11 protein-coding genes are annotated in these 13475 nt (G+C 41.8%); 3 read left to right on the plus strand and 8 right to left on the minus strand.

Annotation, left to right across the window (positions count from 1 at the left end; all coding sequences use genetic code 11):
• Window positions 1-64 precede the first annotated feature (64 nt).
• The 3 genes from ilvB to IQ259_RS13870 form a co-directional block, all read right to left on the minus strand.
• Window positions 65-1963 (minus strand): biosynthetic-type acetolactate synthase large subunit, encoded by a 1899-nt coding sequence (ilvB, locus tag IQ259_RS13860; RefSeq protein WP_193885634.1) that lies wholly within the window; start codon window positions 1961-1963, stop codon window positions 65-67.
• 362 nt (window positions 1964-2325) lie between these two features.
• A complete protein-coding gene (locus tag IQ259_RS13865) occupies window positions 2326-3591 on the minus strand; it encodes an MFS transporter (RefSeq protein ID WP_193885636.1) in 1266 nt (421 codons plus the stop codon).
• Between the two features lie 146 nt (window positions 3592-3737).
• Window positions 3738-4304, minus strand: coding sequence for a hypothetical protein (locus IQ259_RS13870; protein WP_193885638.1), 567 nt, complete (start codon window positions 4302-4304; stop codon window positions 3738-3740).
• A gap of 542 nt (window positions 4305-4846) precedes the next feature.
• Here IQ259_RS13870 and IQ259_RS13875 point away from each other — a divergent pair.
• Window positions 4847-5965 carry a ferrochelatase gene (locus IQ259_RS13875; RefSeq protein ID WP_193885639.1) on the plus strand — a complete coding sequence of 373 codons (1119 nt, stop codon included), beginning with the start codon at window positions 4847-4849 and terminating at the stop codon, window positions 5963-5965.
• Window positions 5966-6025: 60 nt separating this feature from the next.
• On the opposite strand, the gene IQ259_RS13880 is transcribed toward IQ259_RS13875, so the two are convergent.
• Both IQ259_RS13880 and IQ259_RS27575 read right to left on the minus strand, forming a co-directional pair.
• A complete protein-coding gene (locus tag IQ259_RS13880; protein ID WP_193885641.1) occupies window positions 6026-6286 on the minus strand; it encodes a hypothetical protein in 261 nt (86 codons plus the stop codon).
• 72 nt (window positions 6287-6358) lie between these two features.
• Complete coding sequence (locus IQ259_RS27575) at window positions 6359-6487, minus strand: hypothetical protein (RefSeq protein ID WP_255525382.1); 129 nt, start codon at window positions 6485-6487, stop codon at window positions 6359-6361.
• Between the two features lie 17 nt (window positions 6488-6504).
• On the opposite strand from IQ259_RS27575, the gene IQ259_RS13885 reads away from it, so the two are divergent.
• Both IQ259_RS13885 and IQ259_RS13890 read left to right on the plus strand, forming a co-directional pair.
• Window positions 6505-6861: a Rieske (2Fe-2S) protein gene (locus IQ259_RS13885; protein WP_193885643.1), complete on the plus strand. Its 357-nt coding sequence runs from the start codon at window positions 6505-6507 to the stop codon at window positions 6859-6861.
• A 380-nt stretch (window positions 6862-7241) separates the two neighbouring features.
• Window positions 7242-7826: a hypothetical protein gene (locus IQ259_RS13890; protein WP_193885645.1), complete on the plus strand. Its 585-nt coding sequence runs from the start codon at window positions 7242-7244 to the stop codon at window positions 7824-7826.
• Between the two features lie 7 nt (window positions 7827-7833).
• Here the strand turns inward: IQ259_RS13890 and IQ259_RS13895 are convergent, their stop codons facing one another.
• The 3 genes from IQ259_RS13895 to pbpC all read right to left on the minus strand — a co-directional run bounded on the left by IQ259_RS13895 (window position 7834) and on the right by pbpC (window position 13169).
• A complete protein-coding gene (locus tag IQ259_RS13895; RefSeq protein ID WP_193885647.1) occupies window positions 7834-7989 on the minus strand; it encodes a hypothetical protein in 156 nt (51 codons plus the stop codon).
• Between the two features lie 185 nt (window positions 7990-8174).
• On the minus strand, window positions 8175-10115 hold the full coding sequence (locus IQ259_RS13900; RefSeq protein WP_193885649.1) for a transglycosylase domain-containing protein: 1941 nt from the start codon (window positions 10113-10115) through the stop codon (window positions 8175-8177).
• Window positions 10116-10865: 750 nt separating this feature from the next.
• The gene (pbpC, locus tag IQ259_RS13905) at window positions 10866-13169 is read right to left on the minus strand and encodes a penicillin-binding protein 1C (protein WP_193885651.1); all 2304 of its coding nucleotides are present in this window, start codon (window positions 13167-13169) and stop codon (window positions 10866-10868) included.
• Window positions 13170-13475 lie beyond the last annotated feature (306 nt).

The raw sequence follows: 13475 nt of genomic DNA on the forward strand, positions 1-13475 counted from the left end.
GGTAAGTCTTAAGTGGAGGAAGCCTCTATTGAAACTTCTCTCCACACGCAAGTAACTTCCTAATTTACAATTTAGTACCGCACTCCGCACAGAAGTTATGGTTAGGAGCATTTATAGTACCGCAATGACTACAACAAACTGGTTCTACGGAACTTTTTGGTGGTTGCTTGGGTAAGCCAACCATCTGCCCGTTGCTCTTCCCAGGAGCTACCATTGGATAGCAGTTTTCGTCTTTGGTGACGTTGATATTCAAGATTACGGGGCTGTTATATGCCAACATTTGGGCGATCGCATCTTTTAATTCAGCACGTTCTTTCACTACAATGCCTTTGATGCCATAGGCTTGTGCTAACAACTCAATATCTGGCATCCCGACTTCCATATTTGAGCAAGAGTAACGTTCGCCGTGGAAAGCTTGTTGCCACTGGCGTACCATTCCCTGCCAACCGTTGTTCACAATTACAACCTTGACATTAATGCCATATTGTGCTGCTGTTCCCAATTCTTGTAAACACATTTGGAAACTAGCATCACCGCTGATACAGATAACTTCATCATCTGGGAAGGCAACCTTTGCGCCAATCGCCGCAGGTAAACCAAAACCCATCGTTCCCAAACCAGCGCTGGAAATCCACCGCCGTGGCCCATTCTTGAGGAATTGGGCTGACCACATTTGATGCTGTCCCACATCTGTAGTGTAGAAAGCGTTGGGTGCTTGGCGACCAACTTCTACAATTGCTTCTTGGGGTGAGATGCTGTCGGGGTGTTGTGGCACTACTAGAGGATACTCTTCCCGCCAACGGTTAATTAAATTCAGCCATTCTTGGTTTTGGTTGGGTGTGGGTTTGACACTTGATTGCTTGCAGCGCCGCAATAAGTCAACCAAGACGTTACGGACATCGCCAACAATGGGTACTTCAGGAATCCGGTTTTTGCCAACTTCCGCGGGGTCAATGTCGATGTGGATAACTTTCGCGCGGGAGGCAAATTCATCTAATTTACCAGTTACGCGATCGTCAAATCTTGCGCCTACACAAATCAGCAAGTCACAATCACTCACGGCAAAGTTAGCGTAGGCAGTGCCGTGCATCCCCAACATACCCAATGATAGAGGATGATGTTCGTCAAATGCCCCAATCCCCATCAATGTGGTGGTGACAGGAATGTGAAATAACTCAGCTAACTGTTTAACTTCTTCATGGGCGTTAGAGGCGATCGCACCACCACCAACATACAACAATGGGCGGCGACTTTCTTTAATTAACTGAATTGCCGCATTAATTTGGCGGGGATTTCCCTTCACAGTCGGGCGATATCCTGGCAACTTGACTACACCAGGCTCTATAGGTACGTAATCAAATTCTTCAAAGGCTACATCTTTGGGGACATCAATTAAAACTGGCCCCGGTCTTCCCGTGCTGGCAATGTGGAAGGCTTCGGCGACAATTCGGGCCATGTCTTTGGGATCGCGCACTACATAAGAGTGCTTGACTATGGGTAAAGTAATCCCGTAAATATCGGTTTCTTGAAACGCATCTGTACCGATCATTTTTCGGGGTACTTGTCCAGTTACCACCACCATCGGGATCGAGTCCATGTAAGCTGTAGCGATACCTGTTACCAAGTTTGTCGCCCCAGGGCCAGAAGTACCAAAGCACACTCCCACCTTCCCAGTAGCACGGGCGTAACCGTCTGCGGCGTGGGCTGCGCCTTGTTCATGCCTCACTAAAATGTGCTTTAGCGCACCAGTTGATTCTACTTTGTAGAGGTCGTCATAAATTGGTAGAATTGCGCCGCCAGGATAACCAAAAATATATTCAACTCCGTGGCGTAGGAGGCTGTCAAGTAAGGCAAAACCACCAGTTGCCCGTTTGGGTGTCACAACTGACGATTGAGAACCTGTAGAATGGCTTTGATTCTCGGTTTTTGGGGGACTAATGGGGGAAGGCAAGCTCAAGGTCACGGTCGAACCTCAGATAATAGCTAAGTTAACGCTGAAATTCTGTAGTTAAGATTTCATTTTAATTGAAAAGTTAGATTAAATGCTTATAAATTTTAAATATAAGTCAGAGGATAGAAGTAATAAGTAAATAAATCTGTTGGCGATCGCTATTTTTGAAAATCGTTTTAGGCTAAGTTTGAGAAAAATTATTAAACCACAGAGGAGCCAGTTGTGTGGTGAGGTAGCGCGGTCTTGGGGGTTTCTCCCATGAGCGACTGCCGAAAGGGTTTCCCGACTTGAGCAAACTGGCGTAGCGCAGAGAACACAGAGGTAAAACTGACTATCTTCCATCATAAACAACTCAACCAGTGTGAGGCGGCTAATTAAATCACATCTTGGAGAACTCGGCGGGTGTTTTGCCACGCCCAAACCCCAACAGTAGCCACAACAATGCTCATACCGACTAAGACAACACGTAAGCCGAGAAAGTCAGTTAATGGGCCAGTAATGGCTAAAGGTACTGATAAAGCAATGTTGACAGCGTGGTTTTGAAACCCAAATACTTTGCCATACATGCTTGGCGGTGTTTGCTGTTGAATTAAGGTTTGCATGGGTACGCCAATTAAAGAAGCGCCTATGCCTAACAATGCACACAGTCCCAAGGCTAAGAATAAATTATGGGTAAATGTGAATACACCCAAAACGATCGCCATTGCCAAAAATCCTATTAAAGGTAAGGGCTTATGATGCAATTTATCACCCCAGTGACCTAATATACCTGCACCACTGACCATCCCTACCCCTGCTGCTGCCAAGAAAAAGCCAAATTGTTGTTCTTTTAGGCCAAAATCGGCGGCTAATCTAATTGCCAACACCATTAATGCTGCGAATACGCAATACAAAGTGGTTAATTGCAGCATGGCATTCAAGATTAAGCGATTTTTCTTGAGATAACGCACACCTTCTTTAAAATCGGCTGCCGGATTAATTAATGAGCGAATATCGTTTGTTGAGGTGTGTTCGCTTCTAAAATTAATCGGTTGTATTGCCAAGCTAGACAAGAGGTATAAACCGCCTACTACTATTTCTTGTCCAGAGTTTTCACCAAAAGCGGTTTTTGCCAAACTTAGTATTGGTTCTCCGATTGCAAAACCAACAATCAAAGCTCCCATCATGGTACTGCTATAAAGCGCATTGGCCGCCATAAAATTTTCTTTGCGGACTAAAACCGGAATCGCCGCTTGTTCTGCTGGTGCAAAAAACTGCGCCAATGTGGAAATCGCAAAGGTCAAGATCAGTAAAATGAAGAAATTCTGTGGCAAAAATGCGATTAGCAGTGTCAGTATGGCTTGTACAAGGTTAGAACCGACTAACACCAGCTTTTTAGAAAAGCGATCTACAAAAATGCCCCCAGCAGAACCAAATAAAATTGCTGGTAATGTGAATGCCACCATCAAAGTCGAGTACATCGAGTTTTCTGCTAACCCTGGTGGCGGTGAGTAGTTTTCTAATAAAGCAATCATTAACACAAAGAAAACTTTATCTCCTAACTGGGACAATAACAGTCCAATCCACAGGAGCATGAAACTACGGTTTTTTAGCAGTGCGCTAAACCCATTATTAATAGCAGCAGGTTCAGTTGGAAACATCAGTTACTTAGTGATAACGACTAGGGTAGATGGGGCAGTTAGGAAGCAGGGGAGCAGGGAGCAGGGGAGCAGGGGGATTTCTCATCCTGCCTCTTGTTTCTTCTATTTCTCACTCCTGTTTGCCTGTACTGTTTTCCGGAGTATTTTTATTCATAGCGTTTTACCAATAAATGCAAAAACTCGGCAGCAGTCAAGCGCATTTGTTGGGAAGAAAACCCACAATAAGAGTCTACCCACCAACCTTGCACAGTTTGGGGCGATCGCCACATAGATAGATGGTCTACTGCTGGTTCTGCGTAAAAATTATTATGCCCACTACCCAGTAACGAGGAACTCCAATGTGTAAAATAATCGTGGCTCAGGCGATGAATGGGAAAATTGCCCCATAAAGGCACACCCCACCCATCTATAGCAATAAAGGCTTTGACTTGTCCTCCTAAGATTTGCCAATTCCATGCGGCGACTATTGCTCCTAGCACTCCCGCACTGAAGCTAATAAATATAACTGGTGAGTCTTGGGGATTGGGGAGGCGATCGCTCAAAAACTGCATAATGTGAGGCGCGGATAAAGCCAAAACACCTCGTCCCGGAAAAACCATTGTCTTGGCTATATTTTGACTGCTTGAGCTATCAGCGCCTACATCTAACCAGTCTGAAATAAAGCTGTCAGTTAATTCTGGCTCATGGATTCCAGGGCAAACAATGATCCTCATTTATCTTTAGGTCATAACAACTTTCACGCTCTGATTATTGTGTTTTTTGTATTTAAGTAGACTTTTAAGTTAAGTATTTATACGTATATTAAAAGCTGTAGAAGCTACTTTAATATCGAAATTTCGTGAAATTTTCGTTTAGTTACAATTTAAGTATTTTCTCTATGATACTAAAAAAATATTTTGCCATACTCATTATCCAGTCGTAACCCTAAGTAACGCCGTGTGCAACTTTCTCTCAAACCTAACCCCCAACCCCTTCCCTTGCCGGGAAGGGGAGTAATAATTAAAGCCTCTCTCCTGGCAGGGGAGCCAGTGCGTTGCGGGGGTTCCCCTCGTTGTAGCAACTGGCGTGAGAGGTTTGGAGAGGGGTTTCAAGAATAAGTCACACATCGCGTTAAGTATGTCTTTTGAAGTATTGTTATTAATTTTCTGGTGATCCTATCCCCCTGGAAGGGATAATGACTTATGATTCAGAGAATAATAGAGCTACTACTTAGCTCGTTTTGCTCCTTACTCTGATTTCTATCGAGGAATTTACTGTGGTTGCTACGCCAGAAAAACTGCAATCTACCCACGAGCATCTACCAAGTCAAGATCGTGTAGCTGTATTGCTCATGGGTTATGGTGAAGTCGAAAGCTACGAAGATTTCGCCAATTATAACGAACAGGCTTTAAATTTACTGACAGCAAAATTCGCACCAGTCCCAACTTGGATTTACCCTCCCCTAGCAAAGCTTTTGGCGTTATTTGATCGCCATGAATGGGGTCATACACACCACGATTTCATTTCACCACACAACGCCATATTTGAACAGCAACGAGCCGGAATTGAGCAGAATTTACAGGCTAAGTGGGGCGATCGCATTCAAGTTTTCAAAGCTTTTAACTTCTGTGCGCCGTTTCTTCCCAAGCAAGTTTTAGCAGAAATCCACAACCAAGGGTTTGACAAGCTGCTAATTTACCCATTGTTGGTTGTAGATTCGATTTTTACAAGTGGAATTGCGATCGAGCAAGTTAATAATGCGCTATCTGAGATGGCTGGTGGCGAAGAACATTGGGTTAAAGGACAGCGTTACATTCCTTCCTTCTATAACGAACCAGCCTACATTGATTTGATGGCGCATCTGGTTGAGGAGAAAATCAACGCTGACTTAGCCGCAACTTACCTACCTTCTCAAATCGGTATCGTGTTAATGAATCACGGTTGTCCTCACAAAGCTAAAGGCTTCACATCTGGGATTACTGAAAGTCAAGCACTATACGATTTAGTTAGAGATAAATTGATTAACCACTATCCCTTAATTTCGGTGGGTTGGTTGAATCACGATACACCTCTGATTGACTGGACACAGCCAAACGCCGAACAAGCTGCCAAAAACTTAATTCAATTAGGTGCGAAAATAGTAATATTCATGCCCATTGGTTTTGCTACAGAAAACCACGAAACTCTGTTAGATGTCCACCACATTATTCATGCTTTAGAAAAGCAATATTCCAATGTGAATTATGTGCAGATGGCTTGTGTTAACGACAATGAAAAATTTTTGGTAATGGCCGCAGAATGGGCAAATCCTCATATTGCAGAGTTGTTGTCAGAGGAAGCTTTAGCAGTTAATCCCCACATTACTGAACATCATCACCACCACCATCATCATTAAATAAATTAGGTGGGCAAAGTTTTGCCCACCCTACAGATAATGCTAATCATCTCAACAAAATTACGCATGAAGATTAGCTTGTTCTTGTAACCAAGAATCTACAGGTTGTCCATCTTTACGACGCAATTCAATTTCCACTGCTATGACTTCTTTGGAACCAGGAGGAGCAGGTTTTTGATGGAAAATTATATCGTAATCTAATGGATTTTGATTGCGTTCTTTAAGCCATTCCTGGACTTTGGTTGTAGCAAAAAATGATTGCCCTTGGTCAAACATCCGAGTAATCTGCATTTGTAGGGTGTAGGGATTTATACGACTCATTTTTTACGACCTTTGTAAAATAGTTTAAAGTTAATATATTGCCTACTATATGTTATACTATAAGGCTTGAATTTAAGCTATGCCTTCGGCAACGTCTTCTCTACGAGACGCTGCGCGAACGACGATCGCACCATATTGACAATCATAATCGCACCAATACGCACTAGGGTCACAATTGCGGGAAACTGAAAACAGATCCATTAAACAAGGAGAACCTAATGGGCTGGACTAAAGTTATTGCTGCTGATGCACTTACCCCTGGTGCTAGAGAAGTTGTGAATGTTGGCAAGCGAAAAATTCTCTTATTAAATCACCAAAATGAATTATATGCGGTGGATAATGTTTGCCCTCATTTAAAATTACCTCTCAAGGGTGGTAAAATTGAGGATGGCGCGATCGTTTGTCCGACTCATCGCAGCGCCTTTGATTTACGTACCGGACAGGTAAATAATTGGTGTCCCTGGCCACCTGGAATCGGTAAAGTATTGTCAATGATTTCACAACAAAAAACACTACCGGTTTTTCCTGTGCGCGTGGAAGAAGGCAGTATTTGGATTGATGTAGAAGATAACTAAGTTTTTTAATTGGATTAATTGGGTGGGCAAAATGCCTACCCTACCTACAAAGTATATATGGACAGAAATGTTACCTATAATTACATAAAGGCTCCATTCATAGTATTTTGAGGGAAAATTATAAATGTAGGAAGCAAAGGCTAGATAGAAAATTAACCTCTGTTTCTCAACAAAAAACAAAGTTCAGCGCCTCAAGTGCCTTTGCCAAGATAGCAAATGGAGGTGTCCTATGTTTAACGATTTTCCACTCTCTGACCCTACAACTTACCTCATTGTTAAACTTGCCGCACTGATTTTAGCACTACTACTTTTAATGATAGTTTATGCGGCTCCAGCCGTGTAAAGAAAAGCCAGTCTCTCAGAAATTTATAGGTGAGATTATGCTGAAAATGAGCAATTTCTTACCACTGGCTGGAATCTGTGCAACGTTATTAGCAGGTTCGCTAGTTTCCAATAAATCTCTTCTTGCTCAAAACTTTCGGCTTGCAAATCAACCAGTAAATATTGCCAGTTTAGCAAATGGTAACTACCAGCTTTGTAGTCAACCTGATCCCAAAGATTGGCGCGATGGCGCTGGAGTTTGTTTTAATTTTAGTAAAAATGGAAATCGTGTTAATGGCTATTATGGCTATCCCCACTCTGATCAATTTATTTGTGTTCGTGGGATAGTAGATGGCGATGCCTACAGCAACCCCAGAGTGGAACGCATTACTGGTGAAGGTTTAGCTATAGTGTGGGATAATCTTCAGTTAAAAAATACACCTGAACCTGCTGAATTTAAGTGGGATTCAGAAGGACATTTAACACTTAGTCAGGGTAATATCCTCAATACCATTAATGCTGACGAGGATGGTGCTAAGTGGATTTTGTACCGCAAGGCTTCACTAAATCTTCAGGGATTTTACCAATACAATCGCCCTCGCATGACACCAGTCTCTCAATTGTGTCAGTGGAGTTCCCAGTAGCGATTGATTAACTAGCGTGTTCCCAATCACTGAGTAACTCATGTTCTTGCTTAATTTTTTTGGTTTTGCGGAGTGGAACTTTCGGCGTACCAATATCCATGCGCGGAAAAGACTGCTGTTTTTTCTGCGTAGATTTTTGATTTTCTGTAGTTAAAGTAGTCATTGATGATTATTTTCTCAAAACTCAGCACTAATTTAAATCATCAATTTCAAAACAGCAAATTTCTGAAGAGGTATTATTAAGTTTAGTTAGGCGATCGCAAGGTATAAAAATATAGTACTAGCATAGACATGCTAATGTACACACGCTTTTTCCTAGCTAAGTATATTACCGACTTCCTCCAATACTTAATTTTTAGTATTTTTAATTGGCTTAGGTCGAGAAAACTTAGAAGGCGTTTTGAAATTCTCCACTGGTACACCTTTAAGAGCCTTCAGCATAAAATCGCGCCAGATGGGAGTAACCATCCCTCCACCTGTCGCACCGCGAACCAATTGTGTGTTGTCATCTCTCCCTACCCAAATGGCAGTTGTTAACTGTGGTACTGAACCAATAAACCAAATATCCTTTTCTGAAGAAGTTGTCCCGGTTTTGCCAGCCACTGGACGATCTATAATTGCGCCTCTACCAGTTCCTTGTTTAACTGCCGTTTGCATCACATCTACAACTGCGGCTGATGCCCAAGGGTCAAGAACTAGACGAGGTTTAGGGGTATTATCAAGTAATACATTGCCACGACTGTCAGTGACACGAGCAATGAGTGTTGGAGGCGATCGCCAGCCATAACTAGCAAAAGTCGCATAAGCACTAGCCATTTCGAGTGGTGTTACACCGATCGCACCTAGTGGTAAAGAAGTTACAGGTTCCATTGGACTCATAATTCCCAAAGTGCGCGAAGTTGCGATGACTTTATTAATGCCCACAGCTTGACCAAGCTTGACAGCAGGGACATTGCGAGATAATGCTAAGGCAGTACGAATCGGTATTGCACCCTTAAAAGTATTATCGTAGTTACGTGGAGAGTACCGAGTATTACTATCAGGGTAGCTGACTGGGGTATCTAAAACCGTTGTATCTGGTGTAAACTTACCACTAGCAAAAGCAGCATAGTAAACAAACGGCTTAAAAGCAGAACCAGGCTGGCGGAGGGCTTGAGTTGCTCTGTTAAACTCGCTAGTTTTCGAGTCTACACCACCCACTAATGCTTTGATAAACTGTGTGCGTGGATCAATTGCTATTAAAGCCATTTGATTTTTCTTTAACCCTCGACTTTCAAGGGTTTTATGCCACTTTTTGATAGTTTTTTCTGCCATCATTTGAAAGTCTGCATCTACGGTGGTTTGCACCCGCATTCCGCCTTTGATGACTGCATCATGCCCAAACTTTTTAATCAGTTCTTGTGCCACAGTATTGGTGACATAAGGAAGGCTACTAGGTTGAAATGACCTGATTTTGCCAAGTTTAATTTCTTGGTTAATGGCATTATCGTACTCTTGCTGGGTAATCCATTTCAATTTCAGCATCCTTTCCAGCACTAATTTTTGTTTTTGCTTGGCCAAATTTATATTCACAAAAGGGCTAAATTGTTCTGGAGCCTGAACTAAACTCGCCATCATTGCTGACTCGGCCAAAGTCAAATTTTCTGCTGATTTGTCAAAGTAAGTGCGTGCTGCCGTTTCCGCACCATAGTTATTATGACCCCAATAAACTTCATTGAGGTACATTTCTAAAATCCGATCTTTAGTGAGAAGTTGTTCTACACGAATTGCTAATATCGCTTCTGCTACTTTGCGTGTAAAAGCACGCCTGTTAGATAGAAACAGATTTTTCACCAGTTGCATGGTGATTGTAGAACCTCCCTCTTTTACACCACCTGCTTTCCAGTTGACTACCGCAGCACGTCCGATACCGCCAGGATCAATACCGTGGTGGTGATAGAAATAACTATCTTCACTGGCTAAGACTGCTCGTTTTAAATTTGGGGAAATTTTATCTAGTGATACGAATTTTCTGTTAGCTTCACCATGTATACCCACCAATAATTTGCCTTTGATATCATAAATGTAAGTTGTTTCTGCTGGTAATAAGTTTTGTATTTGTCTGACATTTGGCAAGTTACGAAAACTAATGGCTAAACCAAGCAGCCCTCCAGCCACAACACAACTTGTCAGCATAGTGGTTGATAAGAGAGTACCACCAGTGATTAATCCTACTTGTCTCCAAAACTCGAAACTGGGAGAAGTTTGAATTTCTGGTTGCTGCTGTTCAAAAGTATTTGATGAAGACATGGCAATCGTACTTCCTCACTTGTTCAAACGACTACAATTTATTCAACTAAACCGGTTAGATAATTGTTGGCAACTGTAGTTTGATAGTTTGAAAATTGAATAAATTGCTTGCCAATATAATTAATCTAACTTTTGATAGTTGGCGAAAATAACTAATAGGAAATAACGCTGGTGTTATACCAATTCACGAAAAATATGATACAAATCTAAAGCCTGAAAGCTTCACTGCATCTAATTTTTTTAATTGCGTTAGCGAGTCCGCGAACTCCTGCGGAGAAGCAAGCGTTCGACTGAACTCATACCAATTCACGAAAATCTTGATACAAATTAATGGTTTTTAATTCTTTCCCTCTGCTCCCTACCCCCTGCCCCCCTGCGACCTACTTGTATCAAACTTAAAGTGAAACGGTATCACGCCGAAGTCTATGCTTTTAGCGTCTCGTAGAGAGCGTCATTGCGAATTGTGAATTGGTATTACCTGTCATGGCAATAACTAAGTATCCATAAATGTTGAATATTTTTTCAAGTAGGAAATATATCTATCTATTGTGATGATTATGAAAATAGTATCCTCTGATAAAAGATAGAGAAAATCTAGTTAAAGGTTAGAAATGATAATTGCAATTATCAAACTATATTGCTGTTTTTTATTAATTGGTTCATGCTGATGTCAGATAACTTCATTAACCGCATGGATAACAATTTGAGCAATTTCGTAGGCTGGTAATATTGGCAACTGGCTAGATATAGTTAATGAGAAAAGCTAAGCTGCGTAGATACGCTTTTCACTTGAGAATTAACAACAGAAAAACCTCGGCGTGTTGGTTTAATCTTGGCTAACTCAACTTGGAAATTTATTTTATCACGCATTTCGCCACTTCGCGCTTCTAATATCCAGTTACCAGGACGCAAATACCAAAATAAATTAGTTGATTGTGTATCAAGTTGTTCACCGTTCAACCACCATTCGACAGATGTAGATTGATTTCCTGTGAGTTTAAATTCTAATTTTTGCTGTGCTTCTGCGCCGGGATATATTAAGAATAAATCGCCATTGTGGGGAGAAACAATTCTCAAATTGCTAGAAACGAAATTTGATTGCTGCTTTGCTAACCACTCATCATATTCTGGCGGTAAATTAAAGTTTGTCTGAGTTTCGTAGGCGATTTTGTCTTCTGGATAGAAGTACTCTTGCACTACAGAAGTACAATCTGATGACGGGCGTAAACCAGAAACTGCACATATAGGTAGTTTAATTAATCCTTGGGGAAGTGTGAAATCTGCGGGTTCTTGATTTTCGTGCAGATGTAATATGATGCGGTTCCATAAAGGTGCTGCACCCATGACTCCCGAAACCTGACGCATCGGTTCGCCGTTGAAATTCCCTACCCAAGTAGCAACGGTGTAATCGCTGGTGAAGCCAACAGTCCAAGTATCTCGAAAGTTGGAGGAAGTACCCGTTTTGACAGCGACGGGGAAGGGCAAGTTTAATACTGAGTCTACACCAAAAGCGGTTGCACGCGCATGGCGATCGCTCAGTATATCGGTGACGAGTTGCCATGTTGTCGAATTTTGGATTTTAGATTTTGAATTTTGGATTGGAGAATTGGTAACTGTAGCTATAAGTGGTGTGGCTTGTCCTTGTCTAGCCATTGTGACGTAAGCTGTTGCTAATTCCCAAAGACTGACTTCGCCACTACCGAGAGTCAAACCCAAACCGTAATATTCTGGAGTTTGATTAAGGTGTACAAATCCTAATTTACGCAGATGTTCTAAAAAAGTTGGCACGCCAATTTTTTCTAAGACGCGCACGGCTGGTATATTTAGGGAATTGGCTAAAGCTATTCGCACGCGTACTGGGCCGAGAAACTTTTGGGTATAATCTGTGGGGCTATAAAGTTTCGCACCGGGAATAGCATAGTGGGTGGGTACATCTGCCAAAATAGTGTTTGGGCGAATCAGTTTTTTTTCTAACGCCAACTCATATACAAATGGTTTGAGGGTAGAACCTGGTTGACGTAGCGCCTGTACTCCGTCGTTACGTCCGAGTTTTGCTTCGTTGAAATAATCTGGTGAACCGACGTAAGCTAAAACTTCGCCAGTGTGGTTATTAATTACTAAAGCAGCTGCATCGTGGACGTTGTGAGATGTGAGGGTAGCAAGAACTTGCTGTGTTTGTGCTTCGACAAATTGTTGTAATGGCTTATCTATAGTGGTAGGGATAGGAGATTTTTCATCTGATAGTTGAGTTGCTAACCAAAACAAGAAATGAGGTGCGGCGATAATTCCGCGTTTACGAGACTGGAAGACAACTTTTTCAGTTTGGGTTTTCTCTGATATTTGTGGAGTAATATAGCCATCCTGTATCATGCGGTTGAGGACATATTTTTGGCGTTGTTTTAACCTATCCCAATGTTGTAGCGGGTCAAAGTAAGTGGGATTATTGGGAATAGCCGCAAAGAGACTGGCTTGTGCAAGATTTAAATCACTGGCTGGGATAGAAAAATAAGTGCGGGATGCGGCTTCTACACCATATATGTTCCCGCCCATTGGTAATCTATTGATATATGCAGCCAGAATTTCATCTTTATTCATCCCCGCAACTAACCGCCAAGATAACCAAATTTCTTGTAATTTACCAGATAAGTTACGCGGGGACTGTTCTAACATCCGCGCCAACTGCATGGTAATTGTAGAAGCACCAGAGACAATACGTTTGTGTTGAATGGCTGCATTGATAGCGCGGATAATAGCTTTCATATCCAACGCGCCATGATGATAAAAGCTGCTATCTTCGGCGGCTAAAATGGCCTTGATAAATAAAGGTGAAACTTGATTGAGTGGTATAACTGCCGTATGTTCTTGGTCACGGGTGAGGATTGTTCCTAATGGTAACTGATGGCGATCGCTAAATTCCAAGGCTAATTGATTTTGCTGTATATCTGTGGTGTGGATAGGTGCAAAATAAGGAAGTAGGCGCACTACTAAGCATATCAAGACTACGGCTAAGATAAACTTTGATTTTTGGATGAGCGATCGCCTACTTAATCTCATCAGAGAACGCCTGTATAGTACAACTTACCCTAATTTTGGCGCGGCGGCGATCGTTATATGGGGAATTGTCTCAAACACTTAACAATTTTTACCAGTGTAAATTAAGAATTGTAGTGATTTTTGGGAATAATTACAATAAATTGGTTATCCATTGTGTACCGAGTTCCTCTTTGTTTTCTTTCTTTGTGTCCTACCCTTCGGGAAGCCACTTCGTGTATACGCGCTCTTTGCGGTTCGTTTATCAAAATAATATTTAATGATATTTTGGTCTAAGATAATGAAACTTTTTTTTATGAACCGCAAAGG

It is taken from the genome of Fortiea sp. LEGE XX443 (genome assembly GCF_015206815.1).
In the GTDB taxonomy this organism is placed as follows: Bacteria; Cyanobacteriota; Cyanobacteriia; order Cyanobacteriales; family Nostocaceae; genus Nostoc_B.

Excerpts from the sequence above, each read along its gene's own strand:
- IQ259_RS13885 (WP_193885643.1), top strand. The coding sequence starts at position 6,505 with ATGGGCTGGACTAAAGTTATTGCTGCTGATGCACTTACCCCTGGTGCT.
- pbpC (WP_193885651.1), bottom strand. The coding sequence starts at position 13,169 with ATGAGATTAAGTAGGCGATCGCTCATCCAAAAATCAAAGTTTATCTTA.
- IQ259_RS27575 (WP_255525382.1), bottom strand. The coding sequence starts at position 6,487 with ATGGATCTGTTTTCAGTTTCCCGCAATTGTGACCCTAGTGCGTATTGG.
- IQ259_RS13895 (WP_193885647.1), bottom strand. The coding sequence starts at position 7,989 with ATGACTACTTTAACTACAGAAAATCAAAAATCTACGCAGAAAAAACAG.
- IQ259_RS13880 (WP_193885641.1), bottom strand. The coding sequence starts at position 6,286 with ATGAGTCGTATAAATCCCTACACCCTACAAATGCAGATTACTCGGATG.
- IQ259_RS13900 (WP_193885649.1), bottom strand. The coding sequence starts at position 10,115 with ATGTCTTCATCAAATACTTTTGAACAGCAGCAACCAGAAATTCAAACT.
- IQ259_RS13865 (WP_193885636.1), bottom strand. The coding sequence starts at position 3,591 with ATGTTTCCAACTGAACCTGCTGCTATTAATAATGGGTTTAGCGCACTG.
- IQ259_RS13870 (WP_193885638.1), bottom strand. The coding sequence starts at position 4,304 with ATGAGGATCATTGTTTGCCCTGGAATCCATGAGCCAGAATTAACTGAC.
- IQ259_RS13890 (WP_193885645.1), top strand. The coding sequence starts at position 7,242 with ATGCTGAAAATGAGCAATTTCTTACCACTGGCTGGAATCTGTGCAACG.